Source organism: Cedecea neteri NBRC 105707 = ATCC 33855, from assembly GCF_001571265.1.
In the GTDB taxonomy this organism is placed as follows: Bacteria; Pseudomonadota; Gammaproteobacteria; order Enterobacterales; family Enterobacteriaceae; genus Cedecea; species Cedecea neteri.
In genome coordinates, this window is sequence record NZ_BCTL01000031.1 from 36,623 (window position 1) to 56,745 (window position 20,123).

The 20,123-nt window shown below is 54.9% G+C and carries 16 protein-coding genes and 2 pseudogenes; all 18 read left to right on the forward strand.

What is annotated here, in order from left to right; genetic code table 11:
* Positions 1-26: 26 nt before the first annotated feature.
* Positions 27-293, forward strand: coding sequence for a PAAR domain-containing protein (locus tag CNE01S_RS14005; protein WP_061276910.1), 267 nt, complete (start codon positions 27-29; stop codon positions 291-293).
* 3 nt (positions 294-296) lie between these two features.
* Complete coding sequence (locus CNE01S_RS14010; protein ID WP_061276911.1) at positions 297-1,451, forward strand: KPHS_23130 family T6SS system protein; 1,155 nt, start codon at positions 297-299, stop codon at positions 1,449-1,451.
* The gene (locus CNE01S_RS14015) at positions 1,438-4,857 is read left to right on the forward strand and encodes an ImcF-related family protein (RefSeq protein WP_061276913.1); all 3,420 of its coding nucleotides are present in this window, start codon (positions 1,438-1,440) and stop codon (positions 4,855-4,857) included. Before CNE01S_RS14010 ends, CNE01S_RS14015 begins: the two co-directional genes overlap by 14 nt.
* The gene (gene tssA, locus CNE01S_RS14020; protein ID WP_061276915.1) at positions 4,857-6,452 is read left to right on the forward strand and encodes a type VI secretion system protein TssA; all 1,596 of its coding nucleotides are present in this window, start codon (positions 4,857-4,859) and stop codon (positions 6,450-6,452) included. The genes CNE01S_RS14015 and tssA overlap by 1 nt, the downstream gene beginning before the upstream one ends.
* A gap of 9 nt (positions 6,453-6,461) precedes the next feature.
* On the forward strand, positions 6,462-7,190 hold the full coding sequence (locus CNE01S_RS14025) for a hypothetical protein (protein ID WP_061276916.1): 729 nt from the start codon (positions 6,462-6,464) through the stop codon (positions 7,188-7,190).
* A complete protein-coding gene (gene tssF, locus CNE01S_RS14030) occupies positions 7,191-8,954 on the forward strand; it encodes a type VI secretion system baseplate subunit TssF (RefSeq protein WP_061276918.1) in 1,764 nt (587 codons plus the stop codon). It begins immediately after the preceding gene.
* Positions 8,909-10,012: a type VI secretion system baseplate subunit TssG gene (tssG, locus tag CNE01S_RS14035; protein WP_061276920.1), complete on the forward strand. Its 1,104-nt coding sequence runs from the start codon at positions 8,909-8,911 to the stop codon at positions 10,010-10,012. The genes tssF and tssG overlap by 46 nt, the downstream gene beginning before the upstream one ends.
* The gene (gene tssJ, locus CNE01S_RS14040; RefSeq protein ID WP_096754212.1) at positions 9,993-10,529 is read left to right on the forward strand and encodes a type VI secretion system lipoprotein TssJ; all 537 of its coding nucleotides are present in this window, start codon (positions 9,993-9,995) and stop codon (positions 10,527-10,529) included. The genes tssG and tssJ overlap by 20 nt, the downstream gene beginning before the upstream one ends.
* Positions 10,522-10,983, forward strand: coding sequence for a type VI secretion system baseplate subunit TssE (gene tssE / locus CNE01S_RS14045; protein ID WP_061276924.1), 462 nt, complete (start codon positions 10,522-10,524; stop codon positions 10,981-10,983). The genes tssJ and tssE overlap by 8 nt, the downstream gene beginning before the upstream one ends.
* Before the next feature lie 33 nt (positions 10,984-11,016).
* Positions 11,017-11,163, forward strand: a pseudogene (locus tag CNE01S_RS25740) (GIY-YIG nuclease family protein); the annotation flags it as partial.
* A 77-nt stretch (positions 11,164-11,240) separates the two neighbouring features.
* Positions 11,241-13,067 carry an NERD domain-containing protein gene (locus CNE01S_RS14050; protein WP_061276925.1) on the forward strand — a complete coding sequence of 609 codons (1,827 nt, stop codon included), beginning with the start codon at positions 11,241-11,243 and terminating at the stop codon, positions 13,065-13,067.
* Positions 13,054-14,433: a VasL domain-containing protein gene (locus CNE01S_RS14055; RefSeq protein WP_061276926.1), complete on the forward strand. Its 1,380-nt coding sequence runs from the start codon at positions 13,054-13,056 to the stop codon at positions 14,431-14,433. The genes CNE01S_RS14050 and CNE01S_RS14055 overlap by 14 nt, the downstream gene beginning before the upstream one ends.
* Positions 14,434-14,502: 69 nt before the next feature.
* Positions 14,503-15,087 (forward strand): hypothetical protein, encoded by a 585-nt coding sequence (locus CNE01S_RS14060; protein ID WP_255212417.1) that lies wholly within the window; start codon positions 14,503-14,505, stop codon positions 15,085-15,087.
* A 304-nt stretch (positions 15,088-15,391) separates the two neighbouring features.
* A complete protein-coding gene (locus tag CNE01S_RS25745) occupies positions 15,392-15,877 on the forward strand; it encodes a hypothetical protein (RefSeq protein ID WP_245874339.1) in 486 nt (161 codons plus the stop codon).
* Positions 15,878-15,885: 8 nt separating this feature from the next.
* On the forward strand, positions 15,886-16,380 hold the full coding sequence (locus tag CNE01S_RS25750; RefSeq protein WP_245874338.1) for a hypothetical protein: 495 nt from the start codon (positions 15,886-15,888) through the stop codon (positions 16,378-16,380).
* 276 nt (positions 16,381-16,656) lie between these two features.
* Positions 16,657-16,863 (forward strand): hypothetical protein, encoded by a 207-nt coding sequence (locus tag CNE01S_RS26060; protein WP_138089299.1) that lies wholly within the window; start codon positions 16,657-16,659, stop codon positions 16,861-16,863.
* Between the two features lie 368 nt (positions 16,864-17,231).
* Entirely contained in the window at positions 17,232-18,032 is an 801-nt protein-coding gene (locus CNE01S_RS14075; protein WP_072279144.1) for a PFL_4669 family integrating conjugative element protein, read from the forward strand.
* Positions 18,029-20,027, forward strand: a pseudogene (locus CNE01S_RS14080) (DNA topoisomerase III). The gene CNE01S_RS14075 and the pseudogene CNE01S_RS14080 overlap by 4 nt, the downstream one beginning before the upstream one ends.
* The last annotated feature ends 96 nt before the right edge of the window (positions 20,028-20,123 follow it).

Consider the following 20,123-nt stretch of genomic DNA (forward strand, 5'->3'; position numbering starts at 1 on the left):
GTGGAAGTCAAAAAATGGAGTTTCGTATGTCTAAAGGCTTTGTATTAATTGGTGATAACACCACGCACGGCGGCCAGGTTATTTCTGCCTCATCAACAATGGTAGTAAATGGCAAGAAGGTTGCCCTCGTAGGCGATAAAGTCAGCTGCCCAAAAGAGGGGCATGGCATTAATGCCATTATTGAAGGATCGCCTGAATGGACCTCTGACGGTAAAGCCGTGGTTGTGGATGGTTGCCACTGTGAGTGCGGTTGTCAGGTGATCTCCAGTGCACCGGATTGTGTAATAGGATAAGTAATGAGCTGGGAGCGTCAGAAATCAACAATATCGACTAAGCCTGAAGAACCTTCATTCCTCCTGTGGATGATGTTGGGGGTTTTCGCGCTGGTCGGTTGTGTACTGCTGTTTGTCCTGCATGCCAATAAATTGGCAGGCCCACTTCAAACATTTAATCTTTGGGTTGTCACGGCGTGCCCTGCAGTTGTCTGGTTTTTCTTTGTGTGTCTGCGTGGCTGGCTCTATAACAATGCATTTGACAGACACGAATTTGAAGCCAATGAGGCAGAGTATGCGCAACAACAGTGGATGGAGTGGTCTGGACGCAATATCGCAGTATTACATAGTGGTGTAATGCTGCCTGCAAATCTGACACCTCAAAATTTAATTACTGCTCCGCCAACGCTTGAGCAGAGCACATCTCTGACCCAACGAGTTTGTCTGCAAGATCATGAGGCTCATTTTTCAGTTCTGTTGACCGGGTTAAGTCCTGTACTGGCAAAGTTGCCTTTAGATTTAGTACCAGCTGTCACGCTACTGACAGATTCTCACGATGACATACTGGTATTGCAGGATGCATTCGCGCAGGCCTGGCAGACAGCCATTCTGGATCGCCCTGTTCCACAGCTGACAATTCTTACGTCAAAGACCTTCCTCTCACTGGATGAGCGAATTAAATCACCGACGCTGGAAGTGGATTTAATCCTGATTCACCAGACACAGGGCCGTGATGTGTACAGTGATGCGCTCGTAGCCCTGCTGTTGACCTCCGACGATGTCGCCACAAAATATGATCTTTCGCTTAACGCGCGTCTTTTGCGTCCAATGGCTCTTGATATGGCGATTTCAGAAAAATCGCTGGATACATTTTTCTCGACACAAACTCAGGCCTGTGCCACCGCCAGTATTGTCGGCGACAAAGTGGAATGGGGTAATGCATTTTCTGATTTGCTCGAAGCGGCACAAGATTATGGTGGTCACTGGAAACCTGAACAGCTCCACTGGTTGGAAAAATATGCCGGGCTCAGCGGCCCCTTTTCTCCATGGATAATGACCGCAGTAGTCAGCGATATCGTGAATATACAAAAAGTAGACTGTCTGATGCTTTCTACAGATGGTGAGCAGAAATTTATTAATACAGTGCACACAGGGAACCGAAACGATGACCACGGGTGATTCAGCATGGCGCGGAGGCTGGGGAAGACTGGGTTTCTCCGCGCTTTTAGCAGGCGGGATTGCCTCGTTAATCTGGCACTTTGGCGATCAAATGGGGCTGCATACCCCGTTACTTAAAGGGTTGGTTATTGCCGGTGCCCTGATTTCATTGATGCTGTTGCGCCATGGCAAAACCATTACGCTTGCCATTAAACAGGGCTGGCATCGCTTTCAGGCAAAACGTAAAAATGTTCTGCCTGTCGATGAAGGGCGTGTTGAGCAGAGTGCCCCTCGTAACGTTACCGTCGACACCATCCGTGACGCCATGCGTAACCTCTACGGTCGGCGCTGGGGCCGTAAAACGCGCATTCTGCTGATAACGGGTACTGTTGCTGACGTGGAGCAGTTGACTCCGGGCCTTACGACTCAGCTCTGGCAGGAAGACCGTGGCACGCTGTTGCTGTGGGGCGGTGACCTCAATACGCCAGCAGACAGCGCCTGGTTGACCGCGTTGCGCAAACTTCGCCGCCGTCCGGCGGATGGTCTGGTGTGGGTCACCTCGGCCTTTGACCAGCTCTCAGCACCAGGGCTGGAGCCGCCATTGCCGGTGCCCTCTGAAAGCACCATGGATTCCCTGTCCCATGCCATCAGCACGCGTATGGATAAGCTTGGCTGGCAGCTCCCGCTGTATGTCTGGTCCCTGCACCCGCGCGCCGGTCAGCCGGAAGGGCGCATTACGCAGGCGGCAGGTTGTCTGTTGCCTGCCGGGTGTCGTACCGAAGGGCTGGCGGAACAACTCTCCGCCCTGACGCCGGATTTGACGTCACAGGGTCTGCAGCAGACCTGCGGCGAGGTGAAACATAACTTCCTGCTGACGCTGGCTGACCAGCTCATTCGCGAGCCACAGAGCGTGACTGCGCCGCTGTCGGTGATGCTCAATCCGTACCGCCCGCTGCCGCTAGCCGGTGTGGTGTTCAGTCAGCCCTCTGCCGGCGCTGAACGTGCCGTGACACACCACTGGGGTATGGATAAGCGCTGGGATGTTCTGCCGGAGTCTGTCCGGACGCTTCCTGCCGGACTGCGTCCGCGCAAACCGGGCATTCCATGGCGCAAAGTGTTTGCGTCTGTCGTCGCCCTGGCGATGGTGGGCCAGGCTGCATGGATGAGCATCGCGTATGTCACCAACCGAAGCCAGATTGACGGCGCGAATGCTCAGGCCTCACTTGCCGCCCGCCAAAATCAGCCACTGGAGCAGCGCCTGCACGCGCTGTCTGAACTCCAGAAAACGCTGGCCCGTCTGCAGTACCGCGCTGAGCACGGTGTTCCCTGGTACGAGAAGGCCGGGCTGAGCCAGAATAATGCCCTGCTGACGGCACTCTGGCCACGCTATCAGGACAGCGCGCTGCCGCTGTTGCGGGATTCGGCCGCAGACCATCTTCAAAAGCAGATCATCGCCTTTAACGCGCTGCCGCCGGGCAGCCCGCTGCGTGAGCAGATGGCAAAAGCCACCTGGGACCAGCTCAAGCTCTACCTGATGCTGGCCCGTCCGGAACACATGGACGCCGCCTGGTTCAGTTCGTCGCTGCTGCGCGACTGGCCAAAACGTGATGGCGTGAAAGACGGTGTCTGGCAGGGCGTAGCCCCGTCACTGCTGTCGTTCTATGGCGCGCAGCTGGTTGCGCACCCTGAGTGGAAATTGCGGGCAGATGAGAACATGGTCAGCCAGGCGCGTTCCCTGCTGGTTCGCCTGATGGGCGTACGTAACAGCGAATCAACCCTGTACCAGAATATGCTCTCTCAGGTGGCGCACCTGTACGTCGATATGCGCCTCGAAGACATGACCGGCGATACCGATGCATCCCGTCTGTTCAGCACCACGGAAATCGTGCCGGGCATGTTCACCCGCCAGGCCTGGGAGCAGGCCGTGCAGCCCGCTATCGAGAAAGTGGTGAAAGCGCGTCGGGACGAGCTCGACTGGGTGCTGACTGACAGCAAGCGTCAGGTGAATAAACAGGACGAGACCTCGCCGGAAGCGCTGAAAAAACGCCTGATGGAACGCTACTTCGCTGACTTTGGCGGCGCATGGCTTGAGTTTCTCAACAGCCTGCGCTGGAACCGGGCCACCACACTGTCGGATTCCATCGACCAGCTGACCCTGATGGCCGACGTGCGTCAGTCACCTCTGGTGGCACTGATGAACACCCTGAACGTGCAGGGGCGCACCGGGCAGACCGGTGAGGCGATTTCAGATTCGCTGGTGAAATCGGCCAAAAACCTGCTCGGGGGTGATAACCGGGATGCCATTGACCAGAGTGCCGGCGTTCACGGCCCGCTGGATGCGACCTTTGGCCCGGTACTGGCACTGATGGACAAGAACCGCACAGGAGCACAGGAGCAAAGTCTGCAGTCGTTTCTGACCCGCGTGACACAGGTCCGTCTGCGTCTGCAGCAGGTGACCAATGCTGCAGACCCGCAGGCTATGACCCGGACCCTGGCTCAGACGGTGTTCGAGGGCAAGGCGATTGACCTCACCGACACCCGGGACTACGGCAGCCTGATTGCCGCCGGGCTGGGGCAGGAGTGGAGCGGCTTTGGGCGCACGGTGTTTGTGAACCCGATGGAGCAGGCCTGGCAGCAGGTGCTGGCCCCGGCGGCCGACAGCCTCAATGCTCAGTGGCAGCAGGCGGTGGTGGCTGAGTGGAACAGTGCCTTTGGTGGCCGTTATCCGTTCAACAACGCCAGCAGTGATGTTTCTCTTCCGCTGCTGGCCAAATACCTTAACGCGGATTCCGGGCGTATTGCGCAGTTCCTGCAGACCCGCCTGAAAGGGGTGCTGCACAAAGAGGGCAACCACTGGGTGCCGGACAGCATCAACTCGCAGGGGCTGGCCTTTAATCCGGCGTTCCTGAACGCCATCAACACCCTGAGTCATATCTCGGATGTGGCCTTCACCGAAGGCAACGCCGGCATGAACTTCGAACTGCGTCCGGGCACTGCCGAGGGTGTGATGCAGACCGACATGATTATCGACAGCCAGAAGTTGACGTATGTGAACCAGCTGCCGGCGTGGAAGCGCTTCACCTGGCCTGCAGATACTGAGGCTCCGGGTGCGAACCTGAGCTGGATTAGCACGCAGGCGGGCACCCGCCAGTACGCCGATATTCCGGGTAGCTGGGGTCTGATTCGTCTGCTCGATAAGGCCGCGGTCAGTGCTTACCCGGGTACGAGCAGCAGTTACAGCCTGAGCTGGAAAGCACAGGACGGTCATACGCTCAATTACACCCTGCGTACCGAAGCCGGCGAAGGCCCGCTGGCGCTGCTGAAGCTGCGTAACTTCCGTCTGCCGGAGACCATCTTTAGTACTACTGGCGTGGCAGTGTCAGACCAGGTCGCCAGTGCAGGCAGTGATGCAGAGGAGGTCTACTGATGAGCACACTCAATACCTTACTCAGTGCCTGCCAGAGCAAGCAGGCTTCCCTGCTTGCTGCCACCCGGGAGCGTGTGGCGCAGTGGGACAGCTGGCTGCAGCCGCTGTCCGCTTCATCGCCCGCTGGCGAAGACCCGGGCTATGACGATGACTTCCAGCAGATACGCGAGGAAATTAATAAGCTCTCTGGCGTAAACACAGAGCTTATTTACCAGCATGCAGAAAAGATTTTAACCACCGTCGCCAAAGATATCCGGGTGGCCACCTGGTACTGCTGGGCGAAGCTGCACCACGAAGGTGAGCAGGGGCTGGCCGAAGGACTCGAACTGCTGGCTGGTCTGCTGGAGCGCTTTGGACCACAGCTGTATCCGCAGCGTGACCGCAGCCGTAAGGCGGCACTGGAATGGCTGGCAGGTTCACGCATGACCGACTCGCTCTCCCTGTACCCGGAAGTGGTCAGAGAAGAGGCGATGCGAACCACCGGAGCGCTGCTGCTGATAGCCGGGCTTACCGAAAATGAGCCGGATGAAACCCGTCCGGAACTCAATGCGCTGTACGGCGCGCTGGAGAATCGTCTGCAGAAAGCCGGGGGCGTGGATGCGGTGGTACCGCAGAACGCCTGTACCAGCGAACCTCCTTCGTCTGCCAGTCACAGCGATGCTCCTGTCATCGGGCGGATCACGTCCGGTCAGGATTTGCTGGCCCAGGCCCGCACGCTCACCGAATATTTGCGCGAACAGCCGGACGGCTGGCTGGCTGCGCACCATCTGATGAAGAGCCTGCGTCATGACACCCTGCGGGCTATCCCGGCCCCGGATGCGCAGGGGCGTACACGCATCGAGCCGCCAAGGGCGGATCAACGCGCGTTGCTCAAACGTCTCTACCTGCAGCAGAACTGGGCTGAAATGCTGGAAACGGCCGACAGCACATTTTCGCGCGGTGCCAATCACCTGTGGCTGGATTTGCAGTGGTATATCCACCAGGCGTTGACGAAATCCGGCAAGGAGACGCTGGCCGACATTGTCACGGCTGATCTGAAAGGGTTGTTGTCGCGCCTGTCCGGGCTGGAGACGCTGGCGTTCAGTGACGGCACGCCGTTTGCGGATGAAGTGACGCTGAACTGGATCCAGCAGAGCGTGCTGGACACCGTTGGCGGTTGGGGTAATGACGCGCCATCCGCTCCGGTGACCGTCGACAACGATGGCATTCTGGCACTGGAGCCCGAAGCGGTAGCACTGGCCGACAGCGAAGGCCCGGATACTGCGCTGGGCTGGTTGCAGCGTCGCCCCGGCGTCAACACTGCACGCCAGCAGTGGCTGTTGCGCCTGCTGATGGGACGCATTGCGGAGCAGTACGGTAAAAATGACCTGGCGGTGCACCTGTTTGCAGAACTGGGTGATCGTGGCCGTATAGTGACCCTCAGTGAGTGGGAGCCTGAACTGTTATTCGAGGTCCAGGCCCGTCATCTGAAACTCCTGCGCCTGAAAGCCGGTCGCAGTGAGGCTGATAAGGTTCGCCTGAATCCACTGATGGAAAAGTTGCTGGCTGGGCTGGTTGCTGTTGATCCGGCTCGCGCTGCGGTTTTGTGTGGTTAGGAGAAGGCTATGGATTTACTGGCAAATATTAGTGTCCTGAAATTAGTCGCAACTGCGATTATTGGATATGTTGTAAAAATGGTACTGGACTGGGCAATTAAAATTTTTGTAAGTCCACGTCCCACAAGGAAGTATCGCTTTGATAAAATCTCTTGCGAAACTAAAGTCGATATTCTGGATAAGATAAAAGCATTGGTAATGGCCGAAAGTGATAGTCCGGATGCATCAAAATCTGCCATTCGTATTCAGATTAAGTTCTTGTATGAGCAAATGGGGATATACCTTCCGGTCTGGCATTGCCATCAGCTGATTGCCTGTATGGCACAGGAAAACATTGGTTCCCAGGATGTTTGGCTAAATGGTTTTCTGAAAAATCCGGTGATCGGACGGTGTCCAGTAGAAGGTTTTTATATAAATAAAAAAGCAGTTAAGTGGTCTTACGTTGCGATAGCATTATTTAGCATGATTTCTATCTCAGTACTTGTTTATGCCGGACTAAGTACACTACAAGCGCTTTTACATACAAAGCAGGAATTCCAGTTCTTCATGTTTTTATTAATTTATTCTGTTGCAATCACTTTCTTTATTGGTTTGTCAGTCAATGAGGTTGAAAATATCTGGCTGGGCGTAAAATTTGGCAAAATATTTGAGCGCTGGGTGCGGGATACAATCACATCTTCGGAGCCTGGTGTTTCAACAGTAATAACACCGCCACTAAAGCTTCATCATGAGGAATAAATGGAAGATTTAACCCTGCGTTATTACGATTCGGAAATGCGCTACCTCCGTGAAGCCGCGAAAGAATTTGCCCAAACCCACCCGGATCGGGCCGCGATGCTGGATCTGGATAAGGCCGGCACACCCGATCCCTATGTCGAGCGCCTTTTCGAAGGCTTTGCTTTTTCGATGGGACGGCTGCGGGAGAAAATTGATGACGATCTGCCGGAACTGACCGAAGGGCTGGTCAGCATGCTCTGGCCACACTACCTGCGTACCATTCCGTCGCTCTCGGTAGTGGCGTTCACGCCTGCACTTCAGGCGGTGAAGATGGCAGAAGTGATGCCCGCAGGACTGGAAGTGTACTCCCGCCCGGTGGGACCACAGAATACGGTCTGCCGCTACCGCACTACCCGCGAGGTGATGCTCAACCCGCTGAACATCTCAGGGGTGACCATGACCACCGAGCCTGACGGTCGCTCGCTGCTGCGGATGCGTTTTGCCTGCAGCACGCAGGCGGACTGGTCCCATGCTGACCTCAGTCACCTGAATCTCTATCTCGGCGCGGATGCACCCGTCAGCAGCCAGCTGCACCTGATGCTGACCAGGCGTCACGCAGCTCTGTACATGCGCCTGCCCGGGCAGACCGACCGCATTCGCCTTGACGGGTACTTCTCGCCGGGAGGATTTGCAGAGGAAGACGGATTGTGGCCAAAAGGGGATACCGCCTTCAGTGGCTACCAGCTGCTGCTGGAGTATTTCACCTTTCGCGACAAGTTTATGTTCGTCCATCTCAACGGCCTGGACGGCATTACGCCGCCTGCCGGGGCAGAGTATTTCGACATCGAAGTCGTGTTCAGCACGCCGTGGCCATCTGACCTGCCGGTCACCGATGACGCGGTTCGTCTGCACTGTGTGCCGGTGATTAACCTGTTCACCCTGGAAGCTGATCCACTCACCATCACCGGGCTTGAAAGTGAGTATCTGCTGCGCCCCAAACGACTGCAGGACGGACACACCGAAATTTATGCCGTGGATTCGGTCACCGGCTCAAACCGCACCCGTGATGCCGAATACGTCCCGTTCAGCAGCTTCCGCCACAAGGGCGGGATGATGCGCCGTCACGCCCCGCCACGGTATTACCACACCCGCGTTAAGCGCGGGGTCACCGGACTGTATGACACCTGGCTTATCCTCGGTGGTCACCAGTGGGAGGATGACCGGTTGTTTGAGCGCGAAGCGGTGTCGCTGCAAATCACCGGCACCAACGGTCAGTTACCACGCCGGGCGCTGCAGAGCACGCTGCTTGACCGCTGTGAGCAGGTGGTACAGACGCCGCTGACGGTGAAAAACCTCTGCAAACCCACGCTGCCGGTTTACCCGCCTGCGGAAGACCGTTTCCACTGGCGGGTACTGAGCCACCTCGGTTCCGGGTTCCTGAACATGATGAGCACCGCCGAAGTGCTGCGCGGGACGCTGGCGCTCTATAACTGGCAGGAAGATGAACTGAACACCCGCCGTCTGGAGGCGATTCAGCATGTGGAGCACCACCGCCTGCAGCGCTTTGAGCAGGGCTATCTGCTGCGGGGCCTGGATATTGAAGTGACCCTCGACAGCAACGGCTTCACCGGCGAGGGGGATATTCACCTGTTCGGTGAAATGCTCAACCGGTTCTTTGCGCTGTATGCCGACATGAACCAGTTTAACCAGCTCACCCTCATCGTACAGCCAGAAGGAAAATGCATCCGGTGGAAAGAGAATCACAGTCCACACCTGCCCGGCTGATGGTGCGGCTACGGCAGTACCTGCCGTACATGAACTTTTATCGCTTCTGCCAGGTACTGGAGCAGAGCCAGCCGGGTAAACCGGTTATCGGCAGCAGCTGGCAGGTGCGTCATGAGCCGGTACGCTTCCGGCCGCATCCGGGCATGGGCTTCCCGGCGTCTGAAATCAAAGGGATTGAGCCGCCTGAGCATTCGTATCTGCCGCCGACGGTGCGCATCACCTTTATGGGGCTCTACGGCGTGGAGTCTCCGCTGCCGACGCACTATATCGACGACATCACCCAACGCCGGGAAGGGTATGAAGCGACCGCGGGTTTCCTCGACATCTTCAACCACCGGCTGATTGCTCAGTACTATCGCATCTGGCGTAAATACTCGTACCCGGCGACCTTTGAAGAGGGTGGGAAGGACAAAACCTCACAGTACCTGCTGGGCCTGGCGGGCCTCGGCATTGACGGCTGTGCACAAAATATTGCCACCCCGACCTCACGCTTTCTGGCGCTGCTGCCGGTTATGTTGTTGCCCGGACGTACTGCAGAAGGTATGACCTCGCTGGTGCGCCTGCTGGCACCCAATACGCAGGCGAAAATCTGGCACCACGACAAACGCCGTGTGCCGCTGAAGAAGCCCCTGGCTATGAGCGTGCGCCAGCCTGTCACCCTGACAAACCGTCCGGTGATGGGCAGTTATGCCACTGACGTCAACAGCCAGGTGCTGATGCGCCTCACTACCTCTGACCCGGCTGAAGCACAGAGCTGGTTACCGGGCGGGGAGCTTCACACGGACCTGATGGCGCTGCTGCACGTGTATCTTGGGGCCCGGCTCGATGTCCGTCTGCAGCTGTGTGTCGACCGTGGCCTGCTGCCGGACGCGACGATGAGCAGTCAGCCCAGAGCTGGCGCGGTGCAACTGGGCCGTACTGCCGTGATGCGACCGCTGAATGCGGCCAGGACCGCATCACACCCCAAAACAATCACCATTAATCTGGGCCGCTATGAGCGGGTTCAGGAAAATCTTCACCGCAGGGAGACCGATGAACATGGCGAGTACCGCTGGTAAATTCCCCCTGGTGGCACTGGCCACAGGTATCACACTGATGCTCGCAGGCTGTGGGCTGACCCAGAGCGTCACGGACGGCACCGTCGCCGTGACCAAATCGATTTTTTATAAGCAGATAAAGACCCTGCATCTGGATATTCGTGCCCGTGAGGCCGTTAACAGCAACGCCGGCGGCGTGCCGTTGTCCACGGTGGTGCGCATCTACCAGCTTAAGGACAGGAAAACCTTCGACACCACGGACTATCCGTCACTGTTTAAGACTGACAGTCAGGCCATTAAAGCAGACCTGGTTGCGGAGAAAGACATCCACCTGCAACCGGGCGGGGCGGTCACGGTCGATATGCCGATGGAGGAAAGTGCGCAGTACGTGGCGGTGGCCGGGATGTTTATGTCCCCGGACCAGAAGAACAACACCTGGCGGGTGGTACTGAACCGTGATGACCTTGATCCGGATAAAGCCCGGGTGATTGAAGCAGGTAACAACCGCCTGACCCTGAAGGCGCTGAAAGATGATTGAGCCATCCCGTCCTTCACTGTATGAAATGCTTTACGGCAACTTTACCGGCGGGCTCGACCTGCATCAGGTCAGCGAGCAGAACCAGACCATCCTGTCTGTGCTGGACAATATGCAGCGTATTCTGAACTGCCGTGCCGGGACGCTGGCACATCTGCCTGATTACGGCCTGCCGGATATGACAAAAATACTGCAGGGCATGCCGGGTACCGCCCATGAGCTGATGGGTACCCTGTCGGTTGTTCTGCTCAAATATGAGCCGCGTCTGAAAAAAATTACCGTAGTCCTGCTGGAGCAGAACATCCCCGGCGAGTTGCGTTATGCCATTGATGTTGAACTCAGGGGCATTGGCCTCGTGCGTTACGGTACTGAGTTTATGCCCGAAGGGCGGGTCCTGTTGAGACATCTTAAACAACAGCGTTATTTCGACACGATAACGCCGACTGGGAAGATGTGAAACAGCAGTTTCTGGATAAGGTTGCTCTGCTGGAACCTGCGTAAGGAGTTTTCCCAGGTCGAACTCAGCAGATTTATCGATTAGGTGGAGTGTCACCACGGACAGGTTGGATATATTGCTGACCCGATGGCGCTTCAGTATCTGCAGAGTCTCGAATATGCAGAAAGCGAAGCCGCATAACATCATATTCTGAAATTTTGACAGCGTAACTATTGCAGGGCTCCGCTGATGCACTGCACATAAATGGATAATATTGTATGGCGAAATTAATGACGTCCCTGACGCTATGTTCCGGGAGAATGACGCACGGGGAGCGACGTGTAGCCCAGCGCCTTGAATCATATCTTGGGGAGGACTGTCTTATCTGGTATGACATTCCGGTGGGGCGGGAATACAGGCATCCTGACTTTGTTATTATCGATCCCGCAAACGGCCTTATTTTTCTTGAAGTCAAAGACTGGAAGCTAAGCACCCTTCAGCATATTAACCCGCAAACTGTTACACTCCTTACTGCGCAGGGAGAAAAGCAGGAACAAAATCCGCTGGTACAGGTCAGGGAATATGCCTGTGCGACCGTCGAGTCGTTATCCCGTGAGTCGAAACTGCAGCAAAATACGGGCCTGTACAAAGGTAAGCTTAATATTGCCTGGGCTTATGGTGTTGTTTTTACCAATATCACCCGCCAGCAACTGACCTCCCTCTCAGCCGACGGGGCAATAGAATCCATATTTCCCCGGGCACTGACGATTTGTCAGGATGAAATGACTGAGTCTGTCTCTTTATCTGCTTTTCGTTCTAAAATTTCCGGATTATTTACCACCCGATTCAGACCGGTAGTCACTCCGGTAGTCAGGGATATTCTCCGCCAGCATTTGTTCCCGGAGATTGCTATTCGGACGAAGAAAAAAAGTAATCCGGTCCGCAGAGTAATGGACCTGCAGCAGGAGGTTCTGGCCCGTAACCTCGGGGAAGGGCACCGCGTCATCCATGGTGTGGCGGGTTCCGGCAAGACACTGATTTTACTCTACCGTTGTCTGTATCTTTCAGAAACGACAACGCGTCCTGTATTAGTGCTCTGTTTTAATATTATCCTGGCAAACTATATCCGTGAATGCATTGCTGAAAGAGGACTGTCGGGTAAAGTGCATGTGTATCATTTCCATGACTGGTGTGCGTATGCTGTCCGAAAATTTAAACTCAATGTCAGTCGGGAAGGGCTGTTCTTTGATAACTGTTTTGCCGCGCTGGAAAATGCGGTTAACAATGGAGCCGTGACAGATAGTGGTTATGATGCCGTGCTGATTGACGAGGGACATGATTTTGACCAGCGCTGGCTTTCATTAATCGCCCGACTGTTTGATAACACAACCCGTTCACTGTTGCTGATGTACGATGATGCGCAGTCACTGTACCGACGTGAGAGAGCACTTAACTTTTCGCTGGCGAGTGTGGGTATCCAGGCCCAGGGACGCACGTCTGTTCTTCGGGTTAACTATCGTAATCCCTGCCGCATTCTCAATTTCGCTTACGCCTTCTCACGTGACTATTTTGAAAGTCATCATAATCAGGAACTCCCTCTGGTGCTGCCGGAAGCCTGCGGAGAGGAGGGTGATATTCCTGATATTGAATTATGCCAGTCTGAAGCGGAGGAGGCCCGTCGTGTTGTGGCATGGCTTAAGGAGCAACACGCGGTTGCAGGCCGCTGGGGAGATATGGCTGTACTGTGCCCGACACGTTATTCAGCAGAAAGGCTCATCTTATTGCTGGAGCAGCATAAGATACCCACTGCCATCAGCTTTACCACCGGGGATAAAAAAGCCTATTCATATCGCGACGATTTTGTACACCTCATGACCTTCCAGAGCAGTAAAGGTCTTGAATTTCCTTACGTTGCCGTCATCAATGCGTCTTTTGTTCATAAATCTGCTGAGGATGAGTGGGAAGCCATCCCGGCGCTATATGTAGCTTTTACGCGCGCGACGCGTTCGCTACTGGTGACTTGCTACAAAGAAAACAGCATCAGTCGTCAACTGACAAAATTTGCCGGTGTGGATCTGGAGGAGGAACAGGATGACTATGCATAAAACATTAAAAACCGGTAGCGACCCACGCATGCTGGCGGATTATGCCACCCTGCGCGATGAGCTGAGTAAGCTGGTTCATCCAGCTCGCCCGGATGTGAACTGGCAGTATGTCGAAAAACACTGTCTTTCACTGTTTGAGCAGAACGGTGTGGAGCTGCAGACGGCAGCCTGGTATACGCTCGCGCGTACGCAACTGGCCGGCCTGTTCGGCCTCAATGAAGGGCTGGCGATACTCGAGGCCCTGATAAGCCATCAGTGGGGGGCGCTGTGGCCGCAGCCAGTCCATGCCCGAATGGAAATCCTCAGCAGTCTGAGTCAGCGTCTGCAGCAACGGATGCGCTCGCTCCCGCTAAATTACAGCGACCTCGGTCAGCTGTACCGGGCGGAACAATTGCTTACCGGTTTGGGGACGATACTGGAGCGGCTGGAGCTTAAACATCTGAGCCAGCTCGATACCCTGCGTACTTTGATGCACAACAGTGCTTTCAGGCTGGAAAACAGCGATGGCATAACCAGCACCGGGTTGAACATTCAGCCTGGTATTGTGTTGCCTGCCACCGTGATGAATGCTGCGACAGCAGCTTCGAGGAACCTTACTGGTAGTCCCGCTGAAGATACGCCAGACAGTGTGGTTAAGTGGGTGTATGTCGCGCAACCGGAACAGCAGCCAAACATAGAATTGCTGGCAACTATGCTTACCCCGGTAAAAAAATGGAAATCCTTCGTCGCCGGGGTATGTACCATGCTGGCGGTAGGTGCAGCAACGGTATGGAGCTGGCAGTTTCTTCACCGGTCTGACCCGCTACAGACTCAGCTTGCTGCTTCACTGGCTCCGCTCCCTGCACCTCTCGCGCCTGAAGCGCTGGATATATTGCGTCAGCAATCTCTGTCATCACAAACAGGAATAGCAGAAACACAACAGCAGCTTGCCCGACTGGATAAATTGCCCCCTGACTGGAATATTACTTACAGCCGAAAACTTACAGAACAGGCTCTGATGCTGTGGCCGGAACAGGCTAAGCCTCAGGTACAAAAGTGGCAGCAACAACTTTATTCTTCCGCATTACCGACAGAACAACTCAATGGCTGGCATCAGGGGATGACAACGTTACAAAAACTGAGTGACCACCTGAACGGACTTGATGAGCAGAAGGGCAAATACATGACGGTCAGCGAACTGAAGTCCGTTGTATTTTCCATTCGACAGTCTTTTAACCAGTCCATACCGGCTGAAGAGCAACTACGGGCATTGTCAGAAAATCCTGCTGGAGTACCTTTACCTGCCGCTGCGAGGTCTCAACTGGAGATGCATCTGAAACAACTGGCAGCCCGCTATGCTGAAATAAAACAGAATACATCCGAGTAAAAAATCATGGTTGATTCAGTCTGTTATCGTAATAACCGTGCCAGGTGGACCGTCGGGGATTTAACCTTTTTGGAAAATAACTATTCTTCCTTGCCTGTCGAAGAGATTGCTGTGCGACTGGGGCGGACACCAGGCGCAGTGAGGCTTATGGCAGACAATCTTGGGTGCCGCAAAAAGAAAAGTGCACCGTGGAGTGAGGTTGAAATGGATATTATTCGTGAACATTACTCCCGAGGTACAGAGGCCAGGTTCCTGACACAACTACTTCCAGGAAGAAGTATTAGTGCGATCTTTTCAATGGCGGAGACGCTGGGAGTGCAAAGTGGTCGTTTCTGGCGGGAAGTGGAACTCGATATTCTTAAAGCGGACTATCCCCGGATGGGGGTGTCGGTAACTGAGCATCTGCCAGGAAGAAATGCAGTATCCGTCAGAATAATGGCAAAGAGGCTGGGGCTAAAGAAGTCACGGGACAGCAACGTCGGTTTTCGTCCCTGGAGTGATGAAGAATGGACTCTGCTGGAAAAGAATATGCATCTGAGTGTGGCTGAGCAACAGGCTACTTTGTTTTCATACAGAACAAAAAGAGCGGTGGAAAAGGCACGCGAACGTTTGCTCAAAAAAAAACGCGACCTTGCTAGGGATACTACGCCGTGATGTATCAGACGATATCCAGGGCTGGCTGGTAAACCGGCTGCGCGATCTGCTGCCATGGAAAGCTGATCTCACATCAACTTAAGCGTCAAGAAGGTCTGGATGTGGCTCTTACAGAAGAGAGGAGTCCTGAATTTCAGAAAAATAATTCTAATTTACATATTATTAAGTGATTTCTCCTTACACAATTATAGTCTTTGCTCATGCTCGTTCTGCACATAAAAACATCATTGATCAGATGATTATTGGATTGTATATTTGTACAGGCTGGGTATTAAAACAGGTTATTAATAACTAAGGTGGGTCAATGGCTGAAAAGTCAGAGTTTTTTTCCAGTTTCGTCGATATAGAAAAACGCCCGCACTACTCCCCTGAATGTGAAATCAGTCCTGAGAACTTCCATACACTAGTTGGTGAGTACCGATTGGATGAAGATGTTATTTGCCAGGTTAAAGGCCACAAGGGAATTTGCTATCAAAAGCATAGAAGCGGCTGGCTGGGGGTAACCAATGATGGGCTAGAAGTTCTAATCGGTGGTCACTGTGCCCGTAACTATTTCAAAGCGGATAAATCATTTGCACTTGAACGAAAGCGTGTTCGAAAAGAAATTGATAGAAAGATCGCCTTGTATAAGTTGGAAGAATATAGAAAAAATAAAATGAGTATCAGTGATGAGCTGTCATGCTTGCGACAAGAAATTATTGATACCAGAGTAAAACTCGACCAGGTTCACAAGCATTTTCCAAATGCGGTCCTTAGCTTTATTGATAGTGCTCAAAAAACTGGGAGCTGAAAATTGATGTGCAAGACGGATACGCAGATGGTGGTGTAGCTAAATGGGCGTCAGGTTCTTTGGGTAAAGTAAAGAATCTGCCATATGGCTATGAAATCATTGGGTTAATGAATAAGGTGAAGGTCCTGTCGGCTGCATATGACGAGGCATGCCAGATCAACCCTGAAGATATCAAAACACCAAAATTAAAAAAGATAATCGAAATCCTCAATGACAAAGAAGAATTTAAGAAAACCAGCTCAGCTCTACATAAAGATGTTTTTGCCTTCGTTGAGCCAAGGAATCTGGAAACTTTAATCTACACGTGTGATGGTTACGAAGAGGAGTTCCTCGCAGCTAAAGCAATCATGGCTATAACAGGTGCGAAAGTCTCGAGCGAAGGGCATATCAATCTTCGACTGAGGCGGATAAAGGAACGTATAGAGAAACAGTTTGACGGAAAACTTGTCAGAAAAAATCAGATTTCCAATAGATTTCAGCGGCGAAACGCTTTCGTGGGTTAGACTCTCTCTTGATAATTTTTATAAGAGCCTCGTTATGTACGAGGCTTTTTTGCCTTTAATTGGGCATACCGAAAGCCACTATTGGAGTATTTTTTGCTGATTGTACGTCTGGCGATCACTGCGTGGGAAGCTCTGGCGGCAGTACTTGGTGCCGGAGCGGTCGGCACACTGGCAACTCAATAAAGAATAATGATGGAACTGAAGGATTTTGATCTGGATTATATCTAGAAACGGTTACCAGAGGTGCCGGTGAGGTACAAGGGCGGCAACCCGGCCGTGAATCTCGACCTGATTATCATGGTGTTTTTTAAAGACCGCTACACCGTCTATAGCAGCCAGTTGTATTTACCGTTGAATGGCCGCAGCGTGTGGATGCTGCTGGGGTTGGTTAAAAAATATACGTCGCTGGCAGTGCCAGCAGCGATTAAAAAACAGACAGCACTGCTGTGTCGGCTAGTTAGCAGGGATATGCCTTTGAACTGAGGAATGCATCGTAAGGCCGTACAGTGAGTCGCTCTGTGCTATGCCCGCAGGGCATGGAAGGCGATGCGGCTGAGCGATATTGGCCCGCAGTGATGTTGATTCGCCGAAGCCCGCTCCGCAGGGGCGGTACTGGTGGCTATGTTCCCCATTCCCTTGCGCTGCCAGACCGCCCTTACTTTTCCCGGCTTACCGGCAGTTCAGTTGCCTGGGGTCGCAGACAAGCCAAGCCCGATGCGAAGAGTTTTTGTTTTTACTGTTTTTTTCAGTGAGGGCAAAATGGGTTTTGAATTGAGCGCCTGTCGTTCTGTTTCGGATGATAACCCTTCATCTATAGACGTATTAACGCCTTGTCAGGTAAGGGGTCCACGATGGCAGAAGAAAAGAACGCACAATCCAGCGCCCGGCGTGCCGGCGCGCTAAAATCATCGCTCAGCATTGAACTACATTCCGACTACGCGATCCGACTCTGGGCTGGACGCCAGGAGGAGAAACGAACAAAGGGGGAGAGGGCAGGGCGGTCAGCCATTGCCAGTATGCCGCAGGTCATCCATGCGGCGGGCAGGATCTATCAGGATTCTGCCGCCGATAATCCCTATGCGGATGCCGTGATGGTTCAGCTTGAGCAGGCGCTGACGCAGGCCTCGGCGCAAATCCAGGTGAAAGTCAGTGAACTGGAGACTGTGTTGAGTGCCATTCCGTCGCAAATTTCACTGACCACTATCGCTTCGGTTAACCCCCTGAATATCGGCGTGTTCAGTCGCTCCCCGCTGGGTTATCGTTGCGTCTGGCTGCTGGTTGGCTATGACCAGATGGCGATGAAAGCCTTTCAGGCGCACCATTACGGCCTGATATCCCGCCAACGGCGGGACGGCCTGCTGAATCAGGGCGGGCATCTGGTGCGCAGAATTTATGGCATTTTGCGCAGCTGGCCGCGCGTTGACGTCACCCGGGCCGATATTCTTAACCAGACTCCACGAGGGGTTGATGCGGTGTCCCGCCTGGGAATACCCGATGAGGCCATTATGTCAGGGGCGGTTCGTTCCAGTTTCTCCCCGCCGCTTCGCGGTGTGATCCCCGCTGATGCCTTACCTGCTGTGGCAGAGACCGAAGCGAAGCGCCCCGTGGCTCAGGGTAACGGCCCGGCTGAATCATCGGATCCTGATGCATGACCGCTCAGACGCTGTACCTGTGCGAGAAGCCGTCGCAGGCTAAAGATATTGCCCGCGTCATGGGGTTGTCACAGCGCGGCCAGGGCTATATATCCGGGCCGGGAACGACGGTGACCTGGGCTATTGGGCACCTGCTGGAAAACGCGCCACCCGATGCGTACGGTGAACAGTATGGTTCGCCCTGGAAAGCGGAGTCTTTACCTGTTCTTCCCCCGCGCTGGAAAATGGTCGTCAAGAAAGACACGGCGGATCAGTTTGCGGTGATTAATAAATTGCTTAAACAGGTGGATGCAGTGGTGATCGCTACTGATGCTGACCGGGAAGGCGAGGTCATTGCCCGTGAATTGCTGGATCACTGCCAGTTTTCGGGGGGAGTAAAGAGACTGTGGTTGTCAGCGCTGGACGAAGCCAGCGTCAGGCGGGCCCTCGACAACCTGCTGCCCGGTGATAAAACGGCGTTGCTTTATCAGGCGGGTCTTGGCCGCTCGCAGGCGGACTGGCTCGTCGGCATGAACATGACCCGTCTGTATACCGTTAAAGCCCGCGAACTGGGTTTTGGTGACGTGCTTTCTGTCGGGCGGGTGCAGACCCCCACACTCGCCCTGGTGGTGCGCCGGGACAATGAGATTGCAAATTTTGTCCCCATCCCCTTCTGGCAGGTGTTGGCGCAGCTTGAAAAGGACGGGGTGCGCTTCCGGGCGGCCTGGGTCCCGGCGGCCAGCTACTGCGACGACGAGAGGCGCTGCGTGCAGCAATCCGTCGCGCAGGCCGTGGCGCAGCTGTGTCGCCAGACGGGAAGCGCGGTGGTGACCGGGGTGGTCAGGAAGCGGGAGAAAACACCGGCTCCGCTGGGGTTTGACCTTGGCACGCTGCAGGAGGTTTGCTCCCGGAAATGGGGCATGGGCGCGAATCAGGTGTTGGGCATTGCGCAGGCGCTGTATGAGACCCACAAGGTTACCACCTACCCGCGCACCGACTGCGGGTATCTGCCGGTCTCGATGCGCGGGGAGGTCCCGGCGGTGATGGCTGCCCTGGTAAAAACTGACCCGGCCATAGCCCCGGTGGTAGCCACCCTTGACCAGGCATTTGTGTCGCGTATCTGGAACGATAAAAAAATCACCGCCCACCACGCCATCATTCCCACCCGCCAGGCATGCGATATGGCGGCGCTGTCGGAGGAAGAGCGGAAGGTGTATCAGCTGATTCGCCAGCACTATCTGGCGCAGTTCCTGCCCCTGCAGGAGACGGACATTACCGACGCCACGTTCAACATCGGCGGCCAGCTGTTCCGCACCCGGGGCCGGGTGGAGGTGGTGCCTGGGTGGCGTGTGCTGTTTGCCGCTGATAAGGCGCAGCCAGGTGACACCCCTGCCCGCGTTGAGTCAGTCTGCTGTCTGCCGGGTCACCGGGGCTGAGGTGAAGGCGCAGCAGACCCGACCGCCGCAGCCGTTTACCGAGGGCACCCTGATTGCGGCGATGAAGAACGCGGCCAGCTACGTGACGGACCCGCAGCTGAAAAAAGTCCTGCGCGACAATGCGGGCCTCGGGACCGAGGCCACGCGGGCGAACCTGCTGGAGACGCTGTTTAAGCGAGAGTATCTGGTGAAAAAGGGCAAAACGGTTATTTCCACTCCGCTCGCGCGGGAGTTGATTGCTGCCCTGCCGGAGACGCTGACCAGCCCGGGGATGACCGCCCTGTGGGAGCAGTCGCTGGACGATATCGCACAGGGGCAGATGACGCTGGCGGCGTTTATGCAGAAGCAGGTGCAGTGGACGTCACATCTTGTCGAGCGGGGTCGCACTCAGGCCATCAGCCTGACCCCGCCGGTCACCCCGCCGTGCCCGGTCTGCGGGGGGATGACCCGAAAACGTCAGGGGAAAAAAGGGGATTTCTACAGTTGTGCGAAATACCCTGAGTGCAAGGGCGTGGCGAATGCGCAGGGCAGTAAACCCTGTGGGAAGGGGAAAGGGCGTAAAAAGGCTTCAGGAACCTGACCTGCCGGAAATCTTTCACCCTGGCCGTTGGCTACCCGGTAGCGCGGGCGGACAGCGTTGTGATAGGGTGACAGGGCTTTGATGTACACACCCCCG